Annotated in this window: 25 protein-coding genes; 4 read left to right on the top strand and 21 right to left on the bottom strand. The window is 66.3% G+C overall.

The window, feature by feature from the left end:
* Positions 1–13: 13 nt before the first annotated feature.
* The 7 genes from NX774_RS17585 to NX774_RS17555 form a co-directional block, all read right to left on the bottom strand.
* Complete coding sequence (locus NX774_RS17585; RefSeq protein ID WP_258823562.1) at positions 14–676, bottom strand: hypothetical protein; 663 nt, start codon at positions 674–676, stop codon at positions 14–16.
* A 148-nt stretch (positions 677–824) separates the two neighbouring features.
* On the bottom strand, positions 825–2,234 hold the full coding sequence (locus NX774_RS17580; protein ID WP_258823561.1) for an IgA Peptidase M64: 1,410 nt from the start codon (positions 2,232–2,234) through the stop codon (positions 825–827).
* 47 nt (positions 2,235–2,281) lie between these two features.
* Positions 2,282–2,740, bottom strand: coding sequence for a hypothetical protein (locus NX774_RS17575; RefSeq protein ID WP_258823560.1), 459 nt, complete (start codon positions 2,738–2,740; stop codon positions 2,282–2,284).
* A complete protein-coding gene (locus NX774_RS17570) occupies positions 2,737–3,912 on the bottom strand; it encodes a M42 family metallopeptidase (RefSeq protein WP_258823559.1) in 1,176 nt (391 codons plus the stop codon). Before NX774_RS17570 ends, NX774_RS17575 begins: the two co-directional genes overlap by 4 nt.
* 112 nt (positions 3,913–4,024) lie before the next feature.
* Positions 4,025–5,200 (bottom strand): cyanophycinase, encoded by a 1,176-nt coding sequence (locus NX774_RS17565; protein ID WP_258823558.1) that lies wholly within the window; start codon positions 5,198–5,200, stop codon positions 4,025–4,027.
* Between the two features lie 108 nt (positions 5,201–5,308).
* Positions 5,309–5,743: a GNAT family N-acetyltransferase gene (locus NX774_RS17560; RefSeq protein ID WP_258823557.1), complete on the bottom strand. Its 435-nt coding sequence runs from the start codon at positions 5,741–5,743 to the stop codon at positions 5,309–5,311.
* Positions 5,744–5,832: 89 nt separating this feature from the next.
* Positions 5,833–6,390, bottom strand: coding sequence for a hypothetical protein (locus NX774_RS17555; protein ID WP_258823556.1), 558 nt, complete (start codon positions 6,388–6,390; stop codon positions 5,833–5,835).
* A 135-nt stretch (positions 6,391–6,525) separates the two neighbouring features.
* On the opposite strand from NX774_RS17555, the gene argH reads away from it, so the two are divergent.
* A complete protein-coding gene (gene argH / locus NX774_RS17550; protein WP_258823555.1) occupies positions 6,526–7,923 on the top strand; it encodes an argininosuccinate lyase in 1,398 nt (465 codons plus the stop codon).
* An 84-nt stretch (positions 7,924–8,007) separates the two neighbouring features.
* Here argH and NX774_RS17545 read toward each other — a convergent pair whose 3' ends face one another.
* The 13 genes from NX774_RS17545 to paaA form a co-directional block, all read right to left on the bottom strand.
* The gene (locus NX774_RS17545) at positions 8,008–8,463 is read right to left on the bottom strand and encodes a cupin domain-containing protein (RefSeq protein ID WP_258823554.1); all 456 of its coding nucleotides are present in this window, start codon (positions 8,461–8,463) and stop codon (positions 8,008–8,010) included.
* A 123-nt stretch (positions 8,464–8,586) separates the two neighbouring features.
* Entirely contained in the window at positions 8,587–10,638 is a 2,052-nt protein-coding gene (paaZ, locus tag NX774_RS17540) for a phenylacetic acid degradation bifunctional protein PaaZ (RefSeq protein ID WP_258823553.1), read from the bottom strand.
* 107 nt (positions 10,639–10,745) lie between these two features.
* Positions 10,746–11,342: a phenylacetic acid degradation protein PaaY gene (locus NX774_RS17535; RefSeq protein ID WP_258823552.1), complete on the bottom strand. Its 597-nt coding sequence runs from the start codon at positions 11,340–11,342 to the stop codon at positions 10,746–10,748.
* A 1-nt stretch (position 11,343) separates the two neighbouring features.
* A complete protein-coding gene (pcaF, locus tag NX774_RS17530; protein ID WP_258823551.1) occupies positions 11,344–12,549 on the bottom strand; it encodes a 3-oxoadipyl-CoA thiolase in 1,206 nt (401 codons plus the stop codon).
* A gap of 16 nt (positions 12,550–12,565) precedes the next feature.
* On the bottom strand, positions 12,566–13,876 hold the full coding sequence (gene paaK, locus NX774_RS17525) for a phenylacetate--CoA ligase PaaK (protein WP_258823550.1): 1,311 nt from the start codon (positions 13,874–13,876) through the stop codon (positions 12,566–12,568).
* A 13-nt stretch (positions 13,877–13,889) separates the two neighbouring features.
* Entirely contained in the window at positions 13,890–14,327 is a 438-nt protein-coding gene (gene paaI, locus NX774_RS17520) for a hydroxyphenylacetyl-CoA thioesterase PaaI (RefSeq protein ID WP_258823549.1), read from the bottom strand.
* Positions 14,320–15,852: a 3-hydroxyacyl-CoA dehydrogenase PaaH gene (paaH, locus tag NX774_RS17515; RefSeq protein ID WP_258823548.1), complete on the bottom strand. Its 1,533-nt coding sequence runs from the start codon at positions 15,850–15,852 to the stop codon at positions 14,320–14,322. The genes paaI and paaH overlap by 8 nt, the downstream gene beginning before the upstream one ends.
* Position 15,853: 1 nt before the next feature.
* Entirely contained in the window at positions 15,854–16,645 is a 792-nt protein-coding gene (gene paaG, locus NX774_RS17510; RefSeq protein ID WP_258823547.1) for a 2-(1,2-epoxy-1,2-dihydrophenyl)acetyl-CoA isomerase PaaG, read from the bottom strand.
* A gap of 188 nt (positions 16,646–16,833) precedes the next feature.
* Complete coding sequence (paaE, locus tag NX774_RS17505) at positions 16,834–17,910, bottom strand: 1,2-phenylacetyl-CoA epoxidase subunit PaaE (RefSeq protein ID WP_258823546.1); 1,077 nt, start codon at positions 17,908–17,910, stop codon at positions 16,834–16,836.
* Between the two features lie 8 nt (positions 17,911–17,918).
* Positions 17,919–18,425: a 1,2-phenylacetyl-CoA epoxidase subunit PaaD gene (gene paaD, locus NX774_RS17500; protein ID WP_258823545.1), complete on the bottom strand. Its 507-nt coding sequence runs from the start codon at positions 18,423–18,425 to the stop codon at positions 17,919–17,921.
* Positions 18,425–19,177, bottom strand: a complete 753-nt coding sequence (gene paaC, locus NX774_RS17495; protein WP_258823544.1) for a 1,2-phenylacetyl-CoA epoxidase subunit PaaC — start codon at positions 19,175–19,177, stop codon at positions 18,425–18,427. The genes paaD and paaC overlap by 1 nt, the downstream gene beginning before the upstream one ends.
* An 8-nt stretch (positions 19,178–19,185) precedes the next feature.
* Complete coding sequence (gene paaB, locus NX774_RS17490) at positions 19,186–19,470, bottom strand: 1,2-phenylacetyl-CoA epoxidase subunit PaaB (RefSeq protein WP_258823543.1); 285 nt, start codon at positions 19,468–19,470, stop codon at positions 19,186–19,188.
* A gap of 93 nt (positions 19,471–19,563) precedes the next feature.
* Positions 19,564–20,550, bottom strand: a complete 987-nt coding sequence (gene paaA, locus NX774_RS17485; protein WP_258823542.1) for a 1,2-phenylacetyl-CoA epoxidase subunit PaaA — start codon at positions 20,548–20,550, stop codon at positions 19,564–19,566.
* Between the two features lie 106 nt (positions 20,551–20,656).
* Between paaA and paaX the strand changes: the two genes are divergently transcribed.
* Positions 20,657–21,589, top strand: a complete 933-nt coding sequence (gene paaX, locus NX774_RS17480) for a phenylacetic acid degradation operon negative regulatory protein PaaX (protein ID WP_258823541.1) — start codon at positions 20,657–20,659, stop codon at positions 21,587–21,589.
* Here the strand turns inward: paaX and NX774_RS17475 are convergent.
* Entirely contained in the window at positions 21,586–21,840 is a 255-nt protein-coding gene (locus NX774_RS17475) for a DUF2442 domain-containing protein (RefSeq protein ID WP_258823540.1), read from the bottom strand. The genes paaX and NX774_RS17475 overlap by 4 nt on opposite strands.
* Before the next feature lie 153 nt (positions 21,841–21,993).
* On the opposite strand from NX774_RS17475, the gene NX774_RS17470 reads away from it, so the two are divergent.
* Both NX774_RS17470 and NX774_RS17465 read left to right on the top strand, forming a co-directional pair.
* Positions 21,994–23,127 (top strand): M14 family metallopeptidase, encoded by a 1,134-nt coding sequence (locus tag NX774_RS17470; RefSeq protein WP_258823539.1) that lies wholly within the window; start codon positions 21,994–21,996, stop codon positions 23,125–23,127.
* A 10-nt stretch (positions 23,128–23,137) separates the two neighbouring features.
* A complete protein-coding gene (locus NX774_RS17465) occupies positions 23,138–24,013 on the top strand; it encodes a DUF6544 family protein (RefSeq protein WP_258823538.1) in 876 nt (291 codons plus the stop codon).
* Positions 24,014–24,057: the final 44 nt, after the last annotated feature.

Below are 24,057 nucleotides of genomic sequence, written 5' to 3'. Positions count from 1 at the left end.
CCCGTGGTAAAGCTTACTTCGCCGCGCTCTTGTGCAGGTCGGCTGCTGCCTCGCCGCGCTTCTCTTCGGTCTTGGCGTGTGCCTTGGCCTTGTCGGCACTGGTCTCGGCCTTCACCTTGTTGAGCTTCTCGTCGGCCTTGATCATCTTCTTCTGCGCGTCGTAGTTGGCGTCGGCGATCTTCTTCTCAGCCTTCGCCTCTGCCTTGGCGCGGTCTTCCGGATCGGCCTTCGACACCTTCTCGGTGGCGTCAGCCTGCTTCTTCGCTGCCTTTTCCTGTGCCTTGGCTTTCTTCTTGTCGGCCTTGGCGGCTGCCTTGTTCAGCTTCTTGTCAGCCTTGGCATCGGCCTTGGCTTCCTTCTCTTCGGCCTTGGCCACGTCCTTGTCGGCTTCGGACTGGGCCTTGGCCATGTCGTGGCTGGTGGTCGTGGTGGTGGTCGTGCTGGAGCCGGTCGCGCTGGTGGTGCCAGCGGTGCTGCCTGCCGCGCCCATTGCGCCGTTCTGGTTGACGGCGCCGCTGTTGGCGGCCGGGTCAACGGTGGTGGACTGGGTTGCCGGCGTGGTCGAGTTCAGCGGCGGCGTGGTGCGGGTCGGCTGGGTGGCCTGGGTGCCGGTCTGGGCATAGGCCGAGGCGGCGAGCAGGCCGCCGATCAGGCTAGCGAGCAGTTTGTTCATCATGTGTCCTCTTTCCGTTTCGATGGTTGGGCAAACGCCGGTCATTGCGCCGGCGTCGTAGCTTTTTGTCATGCTGAGTTCCAGCATAGGACGCGGAAAAAGACAGGTCTGTTCGCCAGCTCACACAACCGAACCCGGCAGTTCCGGCCGCTCAGCGATGGCCGGCGTACAGGTCGATGATCTCGCTGATGCCGTCCTGGCAGACGGGGCAGAACCGCTCGCTGCGGTCGAACATGATGCATTGCATTGCGGGTCGGAAATACCCGCTGGCTTCGTAGTTCGCGCCTTCGAATGCGCCCACCACGCCGTAGTACTTCTGCCGCGCGAACAGGGCATTGGTGTGCGCCAGGTCTTCGCGGAACAGCGCATCCATCTGCGACTCCGGCGCGTTCGCGGCCCGCAGCGCGGCACGCTTTTTCTGATAGGCGCGCGAATACTCTTCATATTCGGCTTTCGGCCACGGCGTGGGCAGCGGCGTGCCGGGCTTCACGTGCTGGCGCCATTTCAGCCTGGCGGGGTCGCGCAGCGCGGTCACGTTCGGCTCCCACGGCTCGGGCCGCGCGCTGCTGGACTGGTACGCGACCGGCGAGGTGTAGTACTCGTCGGCCAGCCCGGCGAAATGGTGCGCGAACTCATGCACGAACAGGTAGTTGGCCCAGCTGTTGCTGGCGGCCGCGGTGCTGAACTGGCCAAAGATCCCGCCACCACCGTAGGTTTCGTTGTTGACCAAAATTTCGATGAACTCGTACGGCGCGTACTGGGCAATGTCGCGCAGCGCGCGGTTGTCCAGCGCCAGCACGTAGCGCTCGCTGCCGAACACGTCGTACCGCGTGCCAAGCGCGGACGCGTGATAGACGCCGGTGGAAGGCCGCGACACGCCCGACTCCTGCGTGGGCACCGCCATCGCCCACACGTTGAAGTCGCCGGCGCGATCCTTGAAGGGCGAAACCGCGAACAGGTGCTGCGACAGCCGTTTGGCGTCCGCTTCGAACTTGGGCATGTCGGCCTGCGTGTAGCCGTCGCCAAGAATCAAGAGGTCCACCTTTTGCGGCGACGGCCCGCTGACCTTAATCGGAATCGGTTTGGCCGGCGCCGGTGGCTGCTTGCGGATCACGTCCTGCGCGTCGGTGTCCACCTCAACGCTCCACGCCACCGAGAACGCGTTGCGCTCGTCGCGCTTGAGGACGCGCACGCGCACCGGGCGGTCCGGCTTGGGAAAGCGCACGGACTCGTGGAACGCGCGGCTGATGCGCGCGGCTTCCTCGGTGGTGCTCCACTCGGCGAACACGGTAGAGAAGTCGCGCGAGTAAAGCATGTCGCCGGTTTTCGCGTCCACGACTTCGACGCGGTTCTGGCCCCGGTTGGTGTCGTCGAACGGCCGCGCCGGGTCGCCCGGCCAGGGCAGCGGCTCGATCAGCACCCGTTCCAGCGCGTACTGGTCGGACAGGGCATTGCCGCTGTGCGTGTAGTCGACGCGGACCGTGGCGGGCGACTGGGCCACAGCGGTGCCGGCCGCCAGCGCCAGCGCTGCCGCAAGCAAGCGAATTGCGAATCGATGCATGAGCGTTCCTTGCGAAGTATTGAATGCGGCTGTGCGCTGCCGGGCCGTCACGGCATTCCAACCGGCGAGCGCTCAAAGCCAGGGAGCACCTGGAACTTCTCGCTGCCATTACGCTCGTCGGCAACTACCACTTTGGCGCGCACTTCCGCCAGCGTGCGGACGACCTTCTCGCGTTGGCGCGCTTGCTTCAGGCTTGCCGGCAGCCGGCTCAACCAGTGCCTGTTCGGGCCGTACCCAGCGCCACGCTTGGCGGAAAGCTGGCGGCTCGTGGGCAAAGGTTTGGTGCCCAGCACGGCGATCACGTGATCCAGCTGTGCCGGGGAGCTGAACGCCAGCGTGGTGTCGCCGAACTCCACATGCAGGAAAACATAGCCCCTGTGCGGCACCGGTTCGGGCGCCGGCGGATCGGTGTCGGTGCCCGAACCTGCGACCGGCACGTGGACCCAGTAGGCCACGTGCGACCAGTGCCAGTCCTGCTGGAAGGTGAAGTAGTAGCGGGCGGTCATTGCCCTGCGCTTGGCGTGAAGTCCCGCAAATGGGCCACGGTCTTTTCGTCGAGCTGCATGAGCATCGCCACCACCAGCTCCACCATCTGGTCGAAGTCCTGGCGATTGACCACGCCGTTGTGCGCGTGCGTGTAACGTACCGGCACCACCAGGTTGATGGTTGGCGTGCCGCCGTTATTGAGCTGCATTTCGGCCGAGTCGTCGCCATAGCCTTGAACCAGGTCGGCTTGCAGCGGCAGGTTCTTTGCCGCCGCCGTCTTGCGCGTGAAAGCCACCAGCTTGCGGTTCGGCAGCGTGCTGGAGTCGTACAGGAACATGCCCGGCCCCGCGCCCAGCCTGGCCTGGGTTTCTTCCGGCTTTGATCCCGGCGTGTCGCCGCTGATGCCGCCTTCGATGGCGATGCCGATGTCCGGCTTGACCGTTTGCGTGGCGGTGCGTGCGCCGCGCAAGCCGATTTCCTCCTGCGTGGTGGCGACGTAGAACAGCTGGTTGGGGTGGGCCATGGTGGCGGTGCGGCGCATCGCTTCGACCAGCACGGCGCAGCCGATGCGGTCGTCCCAGCCTTTGCCGAGATAGTTCTTGCTGCCGTTCAGGACCATGAAGGGCGAATCGGGCACCACCGGGTCGCCCGGCGACAGGCCCAGGTCGGCCACTTCCTTCGCATTCTTGGCGCCCACGTCGAGGAAAATGCCGTCGCGCGGGTAGACCTTGGTGCGCTCGTCGGCCGGCACGATGTGAATGTCGCGAATGCCCGTCACCGCGTGCACCGGCCCCTTGGAGCCGATGATGATCCAGCGCTGGTTGACCAAGGCCTGGTCGAGCCAGCCGCCGAGCATTTGCATGGTGACGAAGCCGTCCGGGGTGACGCGCCGCACCATGCCGCCCAGCTCGTCCATGTGGGCGTCGATCATGATGCGCGGCCCGGTCTTGCCCTGCTGGGCGATGACGGAACCGAGGCCGTCGTAGCGGATCGGCTCGCTGGCGTAGGGCTTCATCTCGCTCACCATGATCGCCCGCACGGCTTCCTCGGCGCCCGGGGGGCCTGCCGCGTTCGACAGCTTTTCAAGCAGGAGTTCGACCCGGTCGGCCGCTTTGGCATCGATTGTTTGAACCGTCAGCGCCAGCATGGCGACGCAAGCCGATTGACCGATCAGGCGAATAGCTTTCAGCACGAGAGAACTCCGAGGTAACAAGGCGCGATGAACATCCCGGCGCGCTGCTGCCGAGACAGATCATGGCAATATAGCACTAATGTTGCCTCGCCTCACGCACCTCGGCGCGGGTTCACTTGTACTGGTACAGCGGCCTGCGGATCAGGATGGGACGGATGTCCAGGCGGACGTTGTAGACGGAATACGCGTCGGTGGTGGAGGACTGGTAGCCGACGCTGTCGCTGGTGCGCGAGAACTTGAACTCGAAGCCCAGGTCGGGCTGCACGCCGTGCGGGCTGCCGAGCGTGAGGCCGATCGCGTCCTGCTGGTCGCTGTCGATCAGCTTGGCCATCAGGTCCACCACGGTACTGTTGCCCAGGATGTCGGCCGAGAACAGCGGCTCGCGGTAGTAGGGCTTGGCCGGATCGAGCTTGCCGTCGGCCTTGTCCGGCGACGGGGTGAAACTGCGGGTGGCGATGTTGAAGCGGTCGCCGTTGTCCAGGTAGCTCAGGCGCACGTTGGCCACGTTGAACGGCCCGTCCTGCGCGCTGGCGTTGGCCAGGTCGATCAGGAGCGCGCCTTTGTAGCCGACCACTTCGACGTCGCGGTTGGGGCTGACCACCATGGCCGTGTTCTCGTCGATGCCCAGCCCGAGCTTGTAGCCCTTCTTGAGCATGGCCGGCAGCATGCGCGCAAAGCGCCCGCGCACCAGCAGGTGCTGGTCGACGAACACGTCGTCGCCGATGAAGCCCAGGCCCGGCGTGATCTCGTGGCCGTCCGCCACGCCCAGCTTGAGCGTGGCCAGCACCGGCTTGGGAGCGCCGAACATGGTGCTGCTCATGATGGCGGCGCCGGCGCTGGAACCGGCGATCACGCCGCCGCGCCGGTACATGTCCCACAGCGCGTCCAGCACCAGCGTGTTGCTGCCGTCCGGGTGCTTGAGCGCGCGCGTGATGCGCTCCTGGTCGCCGCCGGCGAAATAGGCGCCGCCGGCGCCGCGCACCGCCGCCGCGACCTCGGGGTCGTCGGCCATGGCCTTGTAATCCACGCCCGCGAGCTTGACGGCGACTGGCACGAAGAAGGCATCGGCGCCGTACTTGTCGAGCCGCTCGACATTGCTCATGCCGGTGGTCTCGGGGTAGGCCGAGGCGGAGGCGAAAACGGCGATGCGCGCGCCCTTGCCGCCGGCGAGCTGCACAATGCGCTCCCAGACGGCAGCGTTATCGGCCCGCAGGTTGCCGCCGATGATGACCAGCGAGCCCTTGATGGCCAAGGCCTCGGCGGCCTGGATGCCAGCGCCGCTCAACATGGAAAGCGCTAACGCGACACGAACAGCGAATCGAAACATGCGACTCCCTCCTCCTGGCCGGACAATCGTAAGCCTGATTCCAGAAGGGTGTCGCCGTGTTGAGCGCGGTCAGGAGAGGTAAATATTCGGGAAATACCGTTCCATCAGTGTCTCGGGCTTGGCCGGCGCGGTGAAGCCGAAACGGGTGTACAGCCCGTGCGCGTCGCTGGTGGCGAGCATGAAGCGGCGCAGGCGCTGCAGGCTGGGATGATCGATGATCGCCTGCATCAGCCATTTTGAATAACCGCGGCCGCGGTATTCGGGCAGTACGAACACGTCCACCAGGTTCGCGAAGGTGGCGTAATCGGTGATCACACGGGCGAACGCCACCTGGCGGCCATCGACATAGCCGCCGAAACACAGCGAGTTCTCGATCGAGCGCTCGACGACATCGCGCGAGATGCCGATCGCCCAGGTAGATTGCTCGCTCAGGAAGCGGTAGATCATCGCGACATCGAGCCGCGTGCGGTCAGTGCTGATCTGGAAGTTGGAATCGTTGAGCATGTCATGCAATCCGGCTGAAAAGGCCATTCTAGCGCTGATTGGCGAAACGCCAACGTCCTGTGCGAACGCCAACCAGCGATGCCAAATCGTTACTGCTTTTTCAGGTAACGCTCGGGCAGCTTGAGGTTGGCGTCCTCGCCGCGCCACAGCACGCTGACGATGTGCCAGCGCTTGCCGTCGTTGTACAGCTGGATGCTGTTGATCCCGCGCGCGAACGGCTGCGCGTCCGAACTGGCATGCTTGGACTGGTAGGTGGAGAACACCTGGGCCACCTGGCCGAACACTTCGGTCGTGCGCGCCACTTCGCTCTCGAAGAAGCCATTGGACGCAAAATGCGGGCTGTTGCGGGTGATGTAGTCGTCAACAGTCATCGTACGGATGACGAACGCCCCGTCCTTGGGCACCACCGCGCGCAGCGTGCCGTCGGCCACGAACAGCGAACGCATGCGGTTCCAGTCGCGCTCCTTGCCGGCCGGGCCAGAGATCACGTCGTACAGTGCGGCGACGATGCCGTCGATGGATTCCACGTCCTTTGCCTGCGCCTGGACCGCCGGGGCGGCGCTTTGGCCCTGCTGCGCGAAGGCGCTGCCGGTGAACGGGCCGAGTGCGAGAACCGCCGCCAGGCCGAGCTGTGCGAATCGCTTCATGTTGTCTCCTGTTGTTATTTAATGAATTAATAGACTGCTAATTGCGGATTCTAACCGTCTTTTCAACCCGCCGCTTCCCCTGCCCCTGGCCCGGCGCAGTTTATAATCGTGTAAATCAAACCGGACCATTCCCCCATGACTGATCAATTTTCCAAGAAGGCCGAAGCCTGGTCGGCCCGCTTTTCCGAACCCGTGTCGGACCTCGTCAAACGTTATACCGCCTCCGTCTTTTTCGACAAGCGCCTGGCCCTGTTCGACATCCAGGGCTCGCTCGCCCATGCCGAAATGCTGGCCGCACAGGGCATCATCAGCCAGCAGGACCGCGCCGAGATCGAGCGCGGCATGGCGCAGATCCGCGGCGAGATCGAGGCCGGCAGCTTTGAATGGCTGCTCGACCTGGAAGACGTGCACCTGAATATCGAGAAGCGCCTGACCGAACTGGTTGGCGACGCCGGTAAGCGCCTGCACACGGGCCGCTCGCGCAACGACCAGGTGGCCACCGATATCCGCCTGTACGTTCGCGCTGCCATCGACGACGTGCTGGCCCTGCTGGCGGGCCTGCGCGGTGCGCTGGTCGACCTGGCCGAGCGCCACTACGACACCATCCTGCCGGGCTTTACGCACCTGCAGGTGGCGCAGCCGATCACCTTCGGCCACCACATGCTGGCTTACGTGGAGATGTTCGGCCGCGACGCCGAGCGCTTCGTGGATGCCCGCCGCCGCGTCAACCGCCTGCCTCTGGGCGCGGCCGCCCTGGCCGGCACCACCTTCCCGATCGACCGCCTGCGCGTGGCCAAGACGCTCGGCTTCGAGGACGTGTGCCACAACTCGCTGGACGCCGTGTCCGACCGTGACTTCGCGATCGAATTCACCTCGGCCGCGTCAGTGTTGATGATGCACGTGTCGCGCATGTCGGAAGAGCTGATCCTGTGGATGAGCCCGCGCGTGGGCTTTATCGACATCGCCGACCGCTTCTGCACCGGCTCGTCGATCATGCCGCAGAAGAAAAACCCGGACGTGCCGGAACTCGCGCGCGGCAAGACCGGCCGCGTGTACGGCCACCTGATGGGCCTCTTGACCCTGATGAAGGGCCAGCCGCTGGCCTACAACAAGGACAACCAGGAAGACAAGGAGCCGCTGTTCGACACCGTGGACACGGTGCTGGACACGCTGCGCATCTTCACCGACATGGCCGGCGGGATCACCGTCAAGCCGGATGCGATGCGCGCGGCCGCCCTGCAGGGCTACGCCACGGCGACCGACCTGGCCGACTACCTGGTCAAGAAGGGCCTGCCGTTCCGCGACGCGCACGAAGCCGTGGCGCGCGCCGTACGTGCGTGCGACGACGCGAAGTGCGACCTGTCCGAGATGTCGCTGGAGCGCCTGCGCGAGTTCTCGCCGCTGATCGAGCAGGACGTGTTCGCCGTGCTGACGCTGGAAGGTTCGGTGGCGGCACGCGACCACGTTGGCGGCACGGCGCCCAACCAGGTGCGTGCGGCCATTGCACGGGTGCGCAAGCAGCTGGAAGGCTGACCGTAGGGTGGGCTCTCGAGCCCACGCGTTCGCACGCGGCTCGTGAGCACGGCGTGGGCACAAGTGCCCACCCTACGGCGGCGCTCAGTACGGCGTACCGTCCTTGTGGTGGTAGCCGTCGCGCCCCGGGTGGCAGACCATGTCGATGTCCGGATACTCGGCACGGTCCTGCTGCGGGTTGCGCGTGCCCACTTCGAGGCAGACCGCGACCTTGTCGCTGCGATTGACCAGGTGGTGGCCGTTGGGAACGCCAGCCGGGAAGCCGGCGCAGTCTCCGGCACGCATGACCTGCTCGCCCTCGTCCGTGACCAGCACCACTTCACCGGAAACGATATAAACGAATTCGTCCTCGTGCGAATGCCAGTGGCGCTGGGCGGACCAGCTGCCCGGCGATAGCTGCAGCAGGTTGACGCCGAATTGCGTGAGGCCGGCGGCGTCGCCCAGGCGCTGGCGGATGCGGTCCTTCATCGGGCCGGCGAACTGTTCGGGGTAGTTGGTGCCCTTGCGTTGTTCGATGTTGTTCAGGTCGAGCTTTGGCATGCTTCCTCCTTGTCCGCTCATTCAGACTGTAGTTGGACGCGTGGGCAGCCGAGCTGCCCACCCTACCGTGACGGTTCTGTAGGGTGGGCGGGTCTCCCGCCCACGCGTTCAACGCTCGGTTGATCAGCCGCGCTTTTGCACCAGCGTGAGGATGTCGTAGCTGGCCACCAGCTCGTCGTTCTGGTTGGTCACCTGCACGTCCCACGCCACAACGCCCTGCCCGCGGCCCTGCTCGTCGGTGCGGTTGCGGTCCACCTTGCGCTTGCAGGTCAGGCGCGCGCGGATGGTGTCGCCAATGGCCACCGGGGCCACGAAGCGCAGGTTGTCCAGGCCATAGTTGGCCAGCACCGGCCCCGGCGCTGGCGAAACGAACAGGCCCGCCGCCGCCGACAGCACGAAATAGCCGTGCGCGATGCGCTTGCCGAACTGCGTGTCCTTGGCCGCGATCTCGTCGAAGTGCATATAGAAGTAGTCGCCCGAGACGCCGCCAAAGTTGACGATGTCCGCCTCGCTCACAGTGCGGCGGTGCGTGAGCAGCGAATGGCCGATCTCCAGGTCCTCGAAGTAGCGGCGGAACGGATGGATGTCGCTTTCCTTGACGGCGCCGCCGCGTACGTATTCACCGGTGACGGCGGTGAGCATCGTCGGCGATCCCTGCACCGCCGCGCGCTGCAGGAAGTGCTTGACGGCGCGGATGCCGCCCAGCTCCTCGCCGCCGCCTGCACGGCCCGGGCCGCCGTGCTTGAGCTGCGGCAGCGGCGAGCCGTGGCCGGTGGAATCGACAGACGCTTCGCGGTCGAGGATATGCACGCGGCCGTGCGAGGCGGCGGCGATGGGCACGGCGTGCGCGGCGATCGCCGGATCCTTGGTCACCAGCGTGGTCACCAGGCTGCCCTTGCCGCGTGCGGCCAGTTCCAGCGCCTCGTCGATGTCGGTGTAGGTCATCATGGTGCTCACCGGGCCAAAGGCTTCGATGTCGTGCACCGCGTCGTTGATCATGGCGTTGCGGCACAGGAGGAGCGTGGGGCTGAAGAAGGCGCCTTTTTCGGCGCCCTCGCCCAGCGGCGTGAAGCCGTCGCGGCTTGAAAACAGCACCTCGTTGCCGCGCGCGAGCTTCTCCACGCGCTCGGACACGTCGCGGTGCTGGTCCAGGGAGGCCAGCGCGCCCATGCGCACGCCTTCCATCTTCGGGTTGCCGACGACGACCTTGGCAAGGCGCTCACGCAAGCGCTGGCCGAGCGCCTCGGCGCGGTTTTCGGGCACGATGATGCGGCGGATCGCAGTGCACTTCTGGCCGGCCTTGCCGGTCATTTCACGCACCACTTCTTTCACGAACAGGTCGAACTCAGGATCATCGGGGGTGACGTCCGGCGCCAGGATCGCGGCATTGAGCGAATCCGCCTCGGCGGTGAACGGCACGGCCTGCGCGATCAGGTTGGGGTTGGCGCGCAGCTTGGCGGCGGTGTCGGCCGATCCGGTGAAGGTCACGGCATCGAACCCGGTCAGGCGGTCGAGCAGGTCGCCGGTGCCGCCGATGACGAGCTGCAGCGAGCCCTCGGGCAGGAGCTTCGATTCCATCATCATCTTGACCACCGCGTGCGTCAGGTAGCTGGTGGCGGTGGCGGGTTTGCCGATGCAGGACATGGCTGCCAAAAAGCTCGGCGCGAATTTTTCGAGCAGGCCCCAGATCGGAAAGTTGAAGGCGTTGATGTGCACCGCCACGCCGCCGCGCGGCACCAGGATGTGAGTGCCCGAAAAGCCGCCGCGCTTGCCCAGCGCCATGGCCGGGCCTTCGTGCAGCACATTCGACGACGGCAGTTCGCGGCTGCCCATGCTGGCGTAGGCGAACAGGGTGCCGATGCCGCCTTCCACGTCCACCCAGCTGTCGGGGCGCGTGGCGCCGGTGAGGTGCGAGATCTCGTACAGCTCTTCCTTGCGCTCCATGAGGTACAGCGCCAGGGCCTTCAGGCGCTGGGCGCGCTTCTGGAAGTCGAGCTTCATCAGCTCGGGGACGCCGGTCTTGCGGGCGTAGTGGACCGCTTCGGCGAAGTCGATTTTTTCAGCGTGTGTCTGGTAGATCGGCTTGTTGTCGAGCGCGCTGTGCAGCAGGGTGTGCGCTTCCTGGCCAAGCCAGCGGCCGCCGATGAAGCTTTGCAGGGTCGAGAGGTTGCCCATTTTTTTCGTCTCCGTCAGTTGCCGTCGTTCCCGCGCAGGCGGGAACCCATGCTGAGCGTGCGGTCACGCGGCCTATGGGTCCCCGCCTGCGCGGGGACGACGTTGGTTTATTTCTTCGGCTTGTGCAAATCCGGGCCGAAATCGATACCACGGCGGCCGGGCTCCGGTTCGGTGAACGCTTCCACTTCGCGCATGGTTTGCAGCGAGCGTACGTTCAGGTCGTGGTACTGCTTCGTGCCCCGCATCTTCCACTTCACGTCGTCATCGGTGAGCGCGCGCACGATGCGCGCCGGTGTGCCCATCACGAGCGAGCGCGGGGGAATGATCATCCTCGCCTTCACGAAGCTGGAGGCGGCCACGATCGATTCCTCGCCCACGACTGCGCCATCCATCACCACCGCGTTCATGCCCACCATGGCGTTACGCTTGACCTGGCACCCGTGCAGCACCGCGCCATGGCCGATGTGGCCGTCCACTTCGACGATGGTCACTTCGCCCGGAAAGCCGTGCATCACGCAGGTATCCTGCAGGTTGGCGCCCTCTTCCAGCACCAGCCGGCCGAAGTCGCCGCGCATCGACGCCAGAGGCCCGATGTAGCAGCGCGGACCGACGATCACGTCGCCGATCAGCACCGCGCTCGGATGCACGTAGGCGGTCGGATGCACCACCGGGCGCACACCATTGATTTCGTAAACCTTGACCATGTCAGACCCGCTCGATGATGAGTGCAATGCCCTGGCCCACGCCGATGCACATCGTGCACAACGCGTAGCGGCCACCGGTGCGGTGCAGCTGGTTGACGGCGGTCGTGACCAGACGCGCGCCCGAAGCGCCGAGCGGGTGGCCGATGGCAATCGCACCGCCGTTCGGGTTCACGTGCTCCGCGCCGTCCGGCAGGCCCAGGTCGCGCGTGACGGCCAGCCCTTGCGCGGCGAACGCCTCGTTCAGTTCGATCACGTCCATCTGGCCGATGGACAAGCCCGTCTGCGCCAGCACTTTTTTCGAAGCGGGCGACGGGCCAAAGCCCATGATCCGCGGCGGCAGGCCGGCGGTGGCCATGCCGAGCACGCGGGCGCGCGGCTTCAGGCCAAAGCGGTCGAGCGCGGCGCCGGACGCCAGCAGCAGCGCACAGGCGCCGTCGTTCACGCCCGATGCGTTACCGGCGGTGACGGTGCCGTCCGGCGTGACCACGCCCTTCAGTTTGGCGAGCGCTTCGATGGTGGTGTCCGGGCGCGGGTGCTCGTCGGTGTCGAACACGCGCGACTCGCCTTTCTTTCCGTGGATCGTCACCGGCACGATCTCGTCCTTGAAGAATCCCGCCGCATGCGCCTTGGCCCAGCGCTGCTGGCTGCGCAGCGCAAATGCGTCCTGGTCGGCGCGGTTGACGTTGAACTCGCGCGCGACGTTTTCGGCGGTTTCGGGCATGGAGTCGATGCCGTACTTCGCCTTCATCAGCGGGTTCACGAAGCGCCAGCCGATGGTGGTGTCCTCGATCTTTGCCGCGCGCGAAAAGGCGCTGTCGGCCTTGCCCATCACGAAAGGCGCGCGCGTCATGCTCTCGACGCCGCCGGCGATGATGAGATTCGCTTCGCCGGCACGGATCGCGCGCGCAGCCGTGCCCACGGCGTCCAGGCTCGATCCGCACAAGCGGTTGATGGTATTGCCCGGCACCTCAGGCGGCAGGCCAGCCAACAGGCCCGCCATGTGGCCAACGTTGCGGTTGTCCTCGCCCGCCTGGTTGGCGCAGCCGTAGAACAGGTCGTCCAGCATGGTCCAGTCCACGCCCTTGTTGCGCTCGATGAGCGCGGCGATCGGCAGCGCTGCCAGGTCGTCCGCGCGCACCGAGGCGAGCGCGCCGCCGTAGCGGCCGAACGGGGTGCGGATGGCATCGACGATGAATGCATCGGTCACTTGAATCTCCTTGTGTTCACTGTTTGTGGCGCTTGTCCACGACGCGCCGGGCCTTGCCCGTGAGCGTGCGCTCGATGCCCTGCGAGGGCAGCAAGGTCACGCGCGTCGTCACGCCAATGTTGGTCTTGATGCGGTACTGCAGTTCGCGCGCGAGCCGGTCCACTGCCTCGTGGCCCAGGTCCTCGCGCAGCTCGGCCAGCACCTCGAGCGTATCCAGGTGGCCGTCGCGCGCCAGCACCAGCTGGTACTGCGGCGCCAGCGCCGGCATCTTGAGGATCAGCTCCTCGATCTGGCTGGGGAAGACGTTCACGCCGCGGATGATGAGCATGTCGTCCGAACGGCCGGTGACCTTGCCCATGCGCCGCATCGAGCGCGAGGTGGGCGGCAGCAGGCGCGTGAGGTCGCGCGTGCGGTAGCGGATCACCGGCAGCGCTTCCTTGGTCAGCGAGGTGAACACGAGTTCGCCCTCTTCCCCTTCCGGCAGTACCTCGCCGGTCTCGGGATCGACGATCTCCGGGTAGAAGTGGTCTTCCCACACCACCGGGCCGTCCTTGCTCTCCACGCACTCGCTGGCCACGCCCGGACCCATGACTTCGGACAGGCCGTAGATGTCCACCGCATCGATGCCGGCACGCTCTTCGATCTCGGCGCGCATCGCCTCGGTCCACGGCTCCGCGCCGAAGATCCCGACACGCAGCGAGGAGGCCGCCGGGTCGAGCCCCTGGCGCACGAATTCCTCGATCAGGGTCAGCATGTACGACGGCGTGACCATGATGACCGAAGGCTTGAAGTCGTTGATCAGCTGGACCTGCTTTTCGGTCTGCCCGCCGGACATCGGCACCACCGTGCAGCCAAGCCGTTCGGCCCCGTAGTGCGCGCCCAGCCCGCCGGTGAACAGCCCGTAGCCGTAGGCCACATGGATCATGTCGCCCGGCCTGCCGCCGGCCGCGCGGATCGAGCGCGCAACCAGGCCGGCCCAGTTGTCGATGTCCTGCTGAGTGTAGCCGACCACCGTGGCCTTGCCGGTGGTGCCGGACGAGGCGTGGATGCGCACCACTTGCTCGCGCGGCACGGCGAACAGCCCGAACGGGTAGTTGTCGCGCAGGGTCTTCTTGTCGGTGAAGGGGAACCTGGCCAGGTCGGCCAGGGTCTTGAGGTCGTCCGGGTGCACGCCGGCCGCATCGAACGAGGCGCGGTAGTGCGGGACGTTGTCGTACGCATGGCGCAGCGACCACTTCAGGCGCTGCAGTTGCAGGGCCTGCAGCTCGTCGCGGCTGGCGCACTCGATCGGGTCCAGCGCGCCGGGGTCGGCGGTACTCTTGACCATGCTGCCTCCTTCGTCAGGTGGGGACGTCAACCACGTGGCCGCTGACGCGGTGCGACTTGCCGCGGAAGAGCGCGATCTTGCGGCCTTCCTGGTTGGTCACTACGATGTCGTACACGCCGGTCTTGCCGGTCACGGCCTGTTCCACAGCTTCGGCCGTGAGCGTATCGCCTTCGCGCCCCGGGGCCAGGTAGTCGATGCTGCAGGCCGCACCCACGGCAGCCAGGTTATGCGAGTTGCATGCGAACGCAAACGCACTGTCGGCCAGCGTGAAGATGAAACCGCCGTGGCAGGTGCCGTGGCCGTTGAGCATATCACCGCGCACCGCCATCGACATGCGCGCGTAGCCCGGACGGATCTCGTCGAGCGTCATGCCGAGCGCCTTGCTGGCCGGGTCGCGCTCGTACATCGTTTTGCCGGCCAGTTCGGCCAGCGCTTGTGGATCCCTATGCATGAAACCTTGCTCCTGCGGACAGCTTACGGCGCAGCAGCGGCGAGACGCGATAGCGGTCTTCGCCATAACTGGCTGCGAGATTGGAAAGAACGATGACGATCTGCTCGATGCCGACCGAATCGGCCCAGGCCAGCGGGCCGCGCGGGTAGTTCACGCCCTTGCGCATCGCGGTGTCCACGGCGGCGGCGCTGCACACGCCCTGGTTGACCGCATCCGCAGCCTCGTTGGCGAGCATGGCGACGGTGCGCATCACGGCCATGCCGGGCACGTCGTCGATGCGCGTGACGGCGAAGCCGGCTGCCTGGAACAGTCCCACTGCGCCGTTGTAGGCTGCATCGCTGCACTGGTCGGCGCGGGCCAGCGCAATGCGCGTGGCGCCCGCGGGGTCGAGCAGCAGGTCGTACAGCACGGTATCGCGCACTTCGCTTTCGCTGGCGCGCTCGGTGGCGGTGCGCCCGTCGGTCAGGTGGATTGCCGTGTTCTGCAAGTGAAAGCGCGCTTCGCTGCGTTCGGCGTCGGCAATCACCTGCACGCCAGCGGCCCTCAGGCGCTGCGCGATGGCGTCGGACATGGCATCTTCCGCGCCCGGGCCAAAGCTCACCTGCGCGGGTGCCGGCCGGTGCGGCTCCAGCTGCGGCTCGGGCTTGGCGGCGTCATCACCGTAGCGATAGAAGCCGCGCCCCGATTTGCGGCCCAGGAAGCCGGCGTTGACCAGCTCCTGCTGCAGCACCGACGGCGTGAAGCGCGGGTCGGAGAAGTAGGCGTTGAAGACCGATTGCGTGACCGAGAAGTTGACGTCATGGCCGATCAGGTCCATGAGCTCGAACGGCCCCATGCGAAAGCCGCCGCAATCGCGCATGATGGCGTCGAGCGTGGCCGGATCGGCGGCGCGCTCGAGCAGCAGGCGCAGCGCCTCGGCGTAGTATGGGCGAGCCACGCGGTTGACGATGAAGCCGGGCGTGGACTTGGCATGCACCGGGTCCTTGCCCCATGCTTGAGCCGTCGCGTACACGATCCCGGCCACCTCGCGGCTGGTGGCCAGGCCGCTGATCACCTCGACCAGCGCCATCAACGGAACCGGGTTAAAGAAGTGCATGCCAACCAGGCGCTCGGGCCGGCGCAGCGGCGCGGCGATCGACGTGATCGAGATCGACGAGGTGTTGGTGGCGAGGATGCAGCGCTCGCCGACGACCGCTTCGAGGTCCGCAAACAGCTTGCGTTTGACGTCCAGGTTCTCGACGATGGCCTCGACCACGATGGCGGCGTCGGCCAGTTCTTCCAGCGAGCCGGCCGCGCAGAGGCGCTCGCGGGCGAGGTTGGCTTCGGCGCTGCTCATGCGGTCCTTTTCGACCAGGCGCGCGTAGGCCTTGCCGATGTCCGCAATCGCCTTTGCCACCGCTTGCGGGCGGGAGTCGTACAGCCGCACCGGGTAGCCAGCGGCGGCGGCCACCTGCGCAATGCCGGAACCCATGGCGCCGCTGCCGACGACCGCGACAATGCTGCCTTTCGGGAGAGCGTTCTCCATCTTATTCGCCCTTGAATTGCGGGGCGCGCTTGGCCATGAACGCGGCCACGCCTTCGCGGTAGTCGTGGCTGTAGCCCAGTTCGCGCATCATCTCCGCTTCCAGCTGCAGCTGCTGCGGCAGGGTGTTGGCGTAGCTGGCCTGCAGCGCCTTCTTGGTGAACGCCAAGCCTTTGGTGGGCGCGCTGGCAAAGTGCGTAGCCATCTTCATCGCCTCTTCCATCAGCGACTCGTCCGGCACGGCGCGCCAGATCAGGCCCCATTCCTCGGCCTTTTCGGCCGGGAGCTTCTCGCCCAGCATGGCCAGGCCCATGGCGCGCGCCATGCCGACAGTGCGCGGCAGGTGCCAGGTGCCGCCGGTGTCGGGGATCAGGCCCAGCTTGCAGAACGCTTCGATGAAGCTGGCCGATTTGGCGGCCAGGACGATGTCGCAGGCCAGCGCGAGGTTGGCGCCGGCGCCGGCGGCCACGCCGTTGACCGCGCAGATCACGGGCATGGGGAGCGAGCGCAGTGACATGACCAGCGGGGCGTAGAATTTTTCGACCGATTCGCCCAGGTCCACGCCCGGCGAACCCGGCTCGACGGCGCGGTCTGACAGGTCCTGGCCCGCGCAGAAGCCGCGGCCGGCGCCGGTGAGCACCAGCACCCGCACCGAGCGGTCGGACTGCACCTGCTCCAGCGCGTGGCGCACTTCCAGGTGCATCGCCTGGGTGAAGCTGTTCAGCTTGTCCGGGCGGTTCAGGGTCAGTACGGCGATGCCGTTGTCGATCTTGAAGTGGATCGATTCGTAATTCATTTTCGTCCTTTCCTCTGGCACGTCGTTCCCGCGAAGGCGGGAACCCATGGACAGCGTATGCTGCGGCACACTTAGCATGGGTCCCGGCGTTCGCCGGGACGACGTGGTGATTGTATTCGTGCTTTACCGTGCTGCAGGCGCTCCATGGGTCCCCGCCTGCGCGGGGACGACGGTGCTGATGTACCTGTTCATTCCGCGATGTCGAAGTCGAGCACCACCTTGTCCGTGAGCGGGAAGCTCTGGCAGCTCAGCACGAAGCCGCGCGCCACTTCGTAGTCTTCCAGCGCGTAGTTCACGTCCATCTCGACTTGCCCCTCCATGACCTTGCAGCGGCAGGTCGAGCATACACCGCCTTTGCACGAGTAGCGCATGTCCAGGCCGGCGCGCAGGCCCGCGTCCAGCACCGACTCCTTGTCCTTGTCCATGCTGAAGCTGGTCGCGTTGCCGTCCATGATGACCGTCACCTCGGTCTGGTGCTGCACGCCCGCTTCCACCTTGCGTGGCCGATGCTCGTGTTTCGGAATGCTGGCCGCGAACAGTTCGATGCGGATGCACTCCTTCGGCAGCCCGGCCTTCTCCAGCGCGGCCGATACGCCATGCATCATCTCTTCCGGCCCGCAGATGAAGGCCATGTCGATCTCGTCGATGTCGATCCAGTGCTTCAGGAACTGGGCGCACTTGTTGCCGGTGATGCGGCCGTTGAACAGGTCGATGTCCTGCTGCTCGCGGCTCATGACATACACCAGCCGCAGGCGTTCGAGGTAGCTGTCCTTCAGGTCGGTCAGCTCGTCCCGGAAAATCACCGACGAGGTGGCGCGGTTGCCGTACACGAGGGTGAAGCGGCTCCCCGGTTCGGCCAGCAGCGTGGTCTTGATGATCGAAAGGATGGGCGTGATGCCGCTGCCGGCGGCGAAGGCGAGGTAATGCTTTTCGTTGCCCGGGTCGAGTGGCACGTTGAAGTGGCCCATCGGCGGCATCACGTCAAGCGTCATGCCCGGCTTGAGGCTTTCGTTGGCCCAGCTCGAGAACACTCCGCCCGGCGTGCGCTTGATGGCCACGCGCAGCAGCTTGTCCTGCACAGCCGAGCAGATCGAATACGAACGGCGCACGTCCTCGCCGTCGATGGTCGCGCGCAGCGTCAGGTGCTGGCCCTGCTGGTACGCGAAGGTCTCCTTCAACTCGGCCGGCACGTCGAAGGTGACGGCGATGGCGTCGCGCGTTTCATGCCGCACGCTGGCCACGGTCAGTGGATAGAATTTGCTCATGTTCGGCCTTAATGGCTCTTGAAATAATCGAAGGGCTCGCGGCAGTCCAGGCACTTGTAGAGCGCCTTGCAGGCCGTCGAGCCGAACTGGCTGACCAGCGCGGTGTGCATCGACCCGCAATGCGGGCATGCCACGTCGGGCTCGGGCGCCAGCCTGCGCGACAGGCCGCTGATGTCGATGGCCTGCTGCGCCGGCGGCGCAATGCCGTAGCGCTTGAGCGCGGCCTTGCCGGCGTCGCTCATCCAGTCGGTAGTCCATGCGGGCGCGAGCCGCGTGGCCAGGCGCACCTTCGCGATGCCGTGCTTGTTCAGCTGCGCGGTCACCGATTCGGCGATCACCTGCATGGCCGGGCAGCCCGAGTAGGTGGGCGTGATGGTGACGACGCATTCGTCGCCATCGAACGCCACATCGCGCACGATGCCCAGATCCACCACCGAGATCACGGGGATCTCGGGGTCGGCCACTTCGTCGAGCCAGGCCATCACCTGCTCGCGCGTTGCGTGCCCCGCCTGCATTACCATTCCACGCCCGGATAGGCGCGCTGCAGGAACTGCATCTCGGCCAGGATGTAGCCGAGGCGCTCGGTGTGGCGGCCCTGCTTGCCGCCGCGCTGCATGTAGGTGTCCAGCGGCGGTACGGTGAGCGTCGCTTCGTCGAAGATCTCGGCCACGTGCTGCAGGAAGGCCGCGCGCAGCACTTGCGACGCCGGGGCCACGCCTTGTTTGACCATCGCCTCGTCCACCGCGTCGTAGATGAACATCTCGCCGGTGAAGCGCCACAGCTCGTCGGCGGCCGCCTGCATGCGCGCATGGCTCTCTTCGGTGCCGTCGCCCAGGCGCACCACGAGGTCGCTGCTGCGGCGCAGGTGGTAGGTCACTTCCTTGAGCGACTTGGCGGCGATCTCGGCGATGCGCTCGTCGCGCGAATTGGCCAGGCCTTCGATCAGGAAGTAGTGCCACACGTCGAAGTAGAACTGGCGCATCAGCGTGTCGGCGTAGCTGCCGTTGGGCTGCTCGAGCAGCAGGCAGTTGCGGTAGGCGCCGGCGTCGCGCAGGAAGGCAAGCTTGTCCTCGTCGCGCCCCTGGCCTTCGACCTCGGCGGCGTAGGTGAGCCACATGCGAGTCTGGCCGAGCAGGTCGAGCGCAATGTTCGACAGCGCCATGTCCTCTTCCAGCGCGGGGCCCTTGCCGGTCCACTGGCACAGCTGCTGCGCGAGGATGAGCGCGTTGTCGCCCTGGCGCAGCAGGTATTCGAACTTCTCGTTCATGGCCGCGCTCACAGGTTCTTCACTTCTTCCGGCATGGGGAAGAAGGTCGGGTGGCGGTACACCTTGTTGTTGGACGGCTCGAACAGCGCCTCCTTGTCGGCCGGGCTGGAGGCGACGATGTCCTGCGCCTTGACGACCCAGATCGAGACGCCTTCGTTGCGGCGGGTGTACACGTCGCGCGCGTTATTGATCGCCATTTCGGCGTCCGGCGCGTGCAGGCTGCCCACGTGCTTGTGTGCCAGGCCGTGCTGGCTGCGGATGAATACTTCCCACAGCGGCCATTCTTTGCTCATGTTTGTCTCCCTGTTTTTTCGACGTAGGGTGGGCTCTCGAGCCCACGCGGGAATCACGCGGCGCGTGCGCACGCGTGGGCACAAGTGCCCACCCTACGCTGCTTGTTTTGCGGCTTTTTTCTCGGCGTGCGCCACCAGCGCTTCGCGGAACCACTGGCCGTCCTCGTACGCCTTCACGCGCGTGGCGAGGCGCTCCTTGTTGCACGGGCCGTTGCCCTTCAGGACGTTGTGGAACTCGCTCCAGTCGATCTCGCCAAAGTCGTAGTGGCCGCGCTCCGCGTTCCACTTGAGCTTGGGGTCGGGGATCGTGAGGCCCAGGTATTCGGCCTGCGGCACGGTCTGGTCCACCATGCGCTGGCGCAGCTCGTCGTTCGAGAACAGCTTGATGCGCCAGTTCATCGACTGCTGGCTGTTGACCGAGTCCGCGTCCGGCGGGCCGAACATCATGAGCGACGGCCACCACCAGCGGTTCAGCGCATCCTGCGCCATGGCTTTTTGCTCGGGCGAGCCCTGCGCCAGCTTCATCATGATGTCGTAGCCCTGGCGCGCGTGGAAGGCCTCTTCCTTGCAGACGCGGATCATCGCGCGCGAGTACGGCCCGTACGAGCAGCGGCACAGCGGGATCTGGTTGGTGATGGCCGCGCCATCGACCAGCCAGCCGATGGCCCCCATGTCGGCCCAGCTGAGCGTGGGATAATTGAAGATGCTGGAGTACTTGGCGCGGCCGCTGTGCAGCGCGTCGAGCAGCTCGTCGCGCGAGACGCCCAGCGTTTCGGCGGCGCTGTACAGGTACAGGCCATGGCCCGCTTCGTCCTGGATCTTGGCCAGCAAAATGGCCTTGCGCTTGAGTGTGGGCGCGCGCGTGACCCAGTTGCCCTCGGGGAGCTGACCCACGATTTCGGAGTGCGCGTGCTGCGAGATCTGGCGCACCAGCGTCTTGCGGTAGGCCTCGGGCATCCAGTCCTTGGGCTCGATCTTGACGCCGGCGCCGATCCGGGCCTGGAACGCCTGCTCCTGCGCGCTCATATCTTCGACGGACTGGACCTTCTTCAGGCCAGTGTCGACCATTTGTGCGTACATCGTTGTCTCCGTTGCATTCGTTATAAATCCATAATACGATACAAAATTCGCGATGTATAGCGGAATTTTGAATCATATTGAGCCCCCACAGGCCGCCCCCGCCACCATGAATCTTGCCACCAGCAGCGCGTGGATCGACCGCTTCCTGAGCGCCGAACCGCCCCGTTCCAAATCCCTTGTGATGACCGTGCTGGGTGACGCGATTGCGCCGCACGGCGGGGCCGTGTGGCTGGGCAGCCTGATCGAGCTGGTGGCGCCGCTGGCGGTGACCGACCGGCTCACACGCACCAGCGTGTTCCGCCTCGTGAACGAAGGCTGGCTGATCGCAAGCCGCGAGGGGCGGCGCAGCCGCTACCTGCTCTCGCCGCAGGCGCTGCCGCGGGTGGCGCGCGCCAACCGCCGCATCTATTCCAAGCCGGGGCTGCACTGGGACGGCCGCTGGGTGCTGCTGCTCACGCCGAACGGCTCGCTCGACGCCGACCAGCGCAGCGCGCTGCGCCGCGAACTGCAGTGGGATGGCTTTGCCATGCTCGCCGCCGGCGTGCTGGCCCATCCGGCACCGGACCTCACCAGCCTGGGCGAGATCCTGCGCCGCAACGGCGCCGAAGGGCGGCTGTTTGCCTGCACCGCCACCGAGCTGCCGGGCGTGGCATCGCGGCCGCTGCCCGAGCTGGTGGCGGAAGGCTGGGACCTGTCGGGCGTGGCCGCGCAATACCGCCATTTCATCGACACCTTCGCGCAGCTGGAGACGCTGCTGCCAGGGGACGACATCGCGCCGCAAACCGCCTTCATGGTGCGCACGCTGCTGGTGCATGCCTACCGCCGCCTGCAGCTGCACGACCCGATGCTGCCGCTGGAACTGCTGCCCGCGCAGTGGCCCGGCACCCAGGCATACGAGCTGGCGCGTTCGATCTACCTGCGCACCTTTGCGCGGGCCGAGGAACACGTACTGGAAGTGCTGCGGCGCGAAGACCCGCAGGCGCCCGGCGCCGACACCGGGTTCTACGAACGCTTTGGCGGCCTGCCCAAGGACGGCTAGCAGTTGAACACGTCGCGCTTGCGGCGCGAGACCAGCGGGTTGCGCAGCGCCTGCAAGGGAAGGTCGATGTGCAGCAGCGGCCAGTACAGGCGCGCGCCCAGGCACTCGACCTGGCACACCTGCGCGATGCTGGCATGCTCGAACTCGGGGAACTCCAGGAACGGCAAATACAGTTCCTCGCCACGCAGCTCGAGCCAGATGCCGCGGCGGTTGATGATGGTGACTTCTGGATGCGTAACACAGATGGCCATGCTTGCCGTTCCCCCATGACGTGGCGCGGAAAGCTTCCAAGTTAACAAATCGCGGCCGGCCCGGTTTGAGCCGCCGCAGGACAAAGCCCGGTTTCGGGCGCGCGAAAAAACGGTATCATCTCGGCTTTCTGCCATCCACAACAGGGAACACCCATGCCCATCAAGATCAGCAGCCAGTTCGATGCTGGCGCCATCGAGATCGTGAACGCCACAAGCGCCAGCGCCATCGATCTGAACATCCGCAAGGATTCGCACGCGGACATCATCCAGTGGTTCTACTTCCGCCTGCAGGGCGCGCAGGGCGAAGCCTGCACCATCCGCCTGCTCAACGCCGGCAAGGCCGCCTACCCGGCCGGGTGGGAAGGCTACCAGGCGATGGCGAGCTATGACCGCATCAACTGGTTCCGCGTGCCGACCACTTTCGACGGCAGCGTGCTGACCATCGAGCACACCCCGGGCATGGACAGCGTGTACTACGCCTATTTCGAGCCGTACTCGTGGGAGCGCCACCTTGAGCTGCTCGACCGCGCGCAGATGTCCGAGCACGTGCGCATGCTGGACCTGGGCTCGACCATCGACGGCCGCGACCTGAACATGCTGGTGATCGGCGAGCCGGCCGCGAACAAGAAAAAGGTGTGGGTGATCGCACGCCAGCACCCGGGCGAGACGATGGCCGAATGGTTCGTCGAAGGCATGCTCGACGCGCTGCTCGACCCGGCCAACCCGTTCGGCCGCCAGCTGCTGAACGAAACGGTGTTCTATGTGGTGCCGAACATGAACCCGGACGGCTCGGTGCGCGGCAACCTGCGCACCAACGCGGCGGGCGCGAACCTGAACCGCGAATGGATGAACCCGACCATGGAGCGCAGCCCCGAGGTCTACCTGGTGCTCGAAAAGATGAAGGAAACCGGCGTGGACATGTGCCTGGACGTGCACGGCGACGAGGGCCTGCCCTACGTGTTCATCGCCGGCAGCGAGGAGCTGCCGAACTTCACGGCCGAACAGGCGGCATGGCAGAAGAAGTTCTCGGACGACTTCATGATCGCTAGCCCCGACTTCCAGGACCAGCACGGCTACCCGAAAGGGAACTTCAGCGACGAGACGCTGACCATGGGTTCGCCGCACATCACGCACCGCTTTGGCTGCCTGTCGCTCACGCTCGAACTGCCGTTCAAGGACAACGCCAACGACCCCGACCCGCAGGTGGGCTGGGACGGCGCCCGCAGCGCGCGCCTGGGCGCGGCGGTGCTGCAGCCGGTGCTGAACCATGTGCGTTCGCTGAAGTAAGCGCGAACCGATGGCAAACGCGCGCAAGGGATGGCTGTGGGCGGCGGCGGCCGGCGCCGGGCTGGGTGTGGCGGCGTGGCTGGGCCACCAGCGCCAGCAGCGCGCCAGCGCCACGCTGCGCGATGCCCTGCTCGGCCATGACGCAGCAGCACCTGCGCCTGCCGCGCGCGTTCGCTTTGAACAGCTGGACGCGCTGCCCGGGCCGGTGCAGCGCTACTTCAGGCGTGTGCTGGCCGACGGCCAGCCCCTGATCCTGGACGCGCAACTGCAGCAGGAAGGCAGCATGCGCGCCAGCCTGGACACAGAGCGCTGGATGACTTTCAGCGCGACCCATCTGGTGCGCCCGGCGGCGCCCGGATTCGTGTGGAACGCGCGCGTGCAGGTCGCGCCGCTGGTCCACCTGCGCGTGCTGGACGCATACGCCGCTGGCCACGGCGCCAGCGAGCTGTTTGCGATGTCGGCGCTACGGGTTGGCGCGGCCACGCCCGGCCCCGAACTCGATGCCGGCGCGCTGCACCGCTACCTGGCAGAAGGGGTGTGGTACCCGTCCGCCCTGCTGCCTGGCGAGCACCTGGCCTGGACGCCGATCGACGAGCACCGGGCCCTGGCCACCCTGACTGACCGCGGCACGACGGTGTCGCTGGAATTCCGCTTTAACGCGATGGGGGAAGTCACCTCGGTCTACACGCCGGCGCGCTGGTGCACCTTTGGCAGCGGCTACCAGCAGCGCGGCTGGGAAGGCCGGGTGTTCGACTACATCGAGCAAGATGGCATGCGCGTGCCTTCGCGCGCCGAGGTGGGCTGGTACGACGACGCCGGCCAGTGGCAGTGCGTGTGGCAAGGCCAGGTCACCGGCCTGCGCTACACGATGCAGCCCGGCGAATAAACAAGCTGCCCGGCCAGGCCGCACGCGGCGGCCCGGCCGGGCGC

The organism is Massilia agilis, assembly GCF_024756255.1.
GTDB lineage: Bacteria > Pseudomonadota > Gammaproteobacteria > Burkholderiales > Burkholderiaceae_D > Telluria > Telluria agilis.
The sequence above is the reverse complement of the archived record's forward strand: the minus strand, read 5'-3'. Positions and strand labels throughout refer to the sequence as shown.

Excerpts from the sequence above, each read along its gene's own strand:
- paaB (WP_258823543.1), bottom strand. The coding sequence starts at position 19,470 with ATGAGCAAAGAATGGCCGCTGTGGGAAGTATTCATCCGCAGCCAGCAC.
- paaI (WP_258823549.1), bottom strand. The coding sequence starts at position 14,327 with ATGCATAGGGATCCACAAGCGCTGGCCGAACTGGCCGGCAAAACGATG.
- NX774_RS17565 (WP_258823558.1), bottom strand. The coding sequence starts at position 5,200 with ATGTTGAGCGGCGCTGGCATCCAGGCCGCCGAGGCCTTGGCCATCAAG.
- NX774_RS17560 (WP_258823557.1), bottom strand. The coding sequence starts at position 5,743 with ATGCTCAACGATTCCAACTTCCAGATCAGCACTGACCGCACGCGGCTC.
- paaA (WP_258823542.1), bottom strand. The coding sequence starts at position 20,550 with ATGTACGCACAAATGGTCGACACTGGCCTGAAGAAGGTCCAGTCCGTC.
- NX774_RS17585 (WP_258823562.1), bottom strand. The coding sequence starts at position 676 with ATGATGAACAAACTGCTCGCTAGCCTGATCGGCGGCCTGCTCGCCGCC.
- NX774_RS17465 (WP_258823538.1), top strand. The coding sequence starts at position 23,138 with ATGGCAAACGCGCGCAAGGGATGGCTGTGGGCGGCGGCGGCCGGCGCC.
- NX774_RS17555 (WP_258823556.1), bottom strand. The coding sequence starts at position 6,390 with ATGAAGCGATTCGCACAGCTCGGCCTGGCGGCGGTTCTCGCACTCGGC.
- paaZ (WP_258823553.1), bottom strand. The coding sequence starts at position 10,638 with ATGGGCAACCTCTCGACCCTGCAAAGCTTCATCGGCGGCCGCTGGCTT.
- NX774_RS17535 (WP_258823552.1), bottom strand. The coding sequence starts at position 11,342 with ATGGTCAAGGTTTACGAAATCAATGGTGTGCGCCCGGTGGTGCATCCG.
- paaG (WP_258823547.1), bottom strand. The coding sequence starts at position 16,645 with ATGAATTACGAATCGATCCACTTCAAGATCGACAACGGCATCGCCGTA.
- NX774_RS17575 (WP_258823560.1), bottom strand. The coding sequence starts at position 2,740 with ATGACCGCCCGCTACTACTTCACCTTCCAGCAGGACTGGCACTGGTCG.
- paaE (WP_258823546.1), bottom strand. The coding sequence starts at position 17,910 with ATGAGCAAATTCTATCCACTGACCGTGGCCAGCGTGCGGCATGAAACG.
- paaK (WP_258823550.1), bottom strand. The coding sequence starts at position 13,876 with ATGGTCAAGAGTACCGCCGACCCCGGCGCGCTGGACCCGATCGAGTGC.
- paaD (WP_258823545.1), bottom strand. The coding sequence starts at position 18,425 with ATGCAGGCGGGGCACGCAACGCGCGAGCAGGTGATGGCCTGGCTCGAC.
- NX774_RS17580 (WP_258823561.1), bottom strand. The coding sequence starts at position 2,234 with ATGCATCGATTCGCAATTCGCTTGCTTGCGGCAGCGCTGGCGCTGGCG.
- NX774_RS17475 (WP_258823540.1), bottom strand. The coding sequence starts at position 21,840 with ATGGCCATCTGTGTTACGCATCCAGAAGTCACCATCATCAACCGCCGC.
- argH (WP_258823555.1), top strand. The coding sequence starts at position 6,526 with ATGACTGATCAATTTTCCAAGAAGGCCGAAGCCTGGTCGGCCCGCTTT.
- paaC (WP_258823544.1), bottom strand. The coding sequence starts at position 19,177 with ATGAACGAGAAGTTCGAATACCTGCTGCGCCAGGGCGACAACGCGCTC.
- NX774_RS17470 (WP_258823539.1), top strand. The coding sequence starts at position 21,994 with ATGCCCATCAAGATCAGCAGCCAGTTCGATGCTGGCGCCATCGAGATC.
- paaX (WP_258823541.1), top strand. The coding sequence starts at position 20,657 with ATGAATCTTGCCACCAGCAGCGCGTGGATCGACCGCTTCCTGAGCGCC.
- paaH (WP_258823548.1), bottom strand. The coding sequence starts at position 15,852 with ATGGAGAACGCTCTCCCGAAAGGCAGCATTGTCGCGGTCGTCGGCAGC.
- NX774_RS17545 (WP_258823554.1), bottom strand. The coding sequence starts at position 8,463 with ATGCCAAAGCTCGACCTGAACAACATCGAACAACGCAAGGGCACCAAC.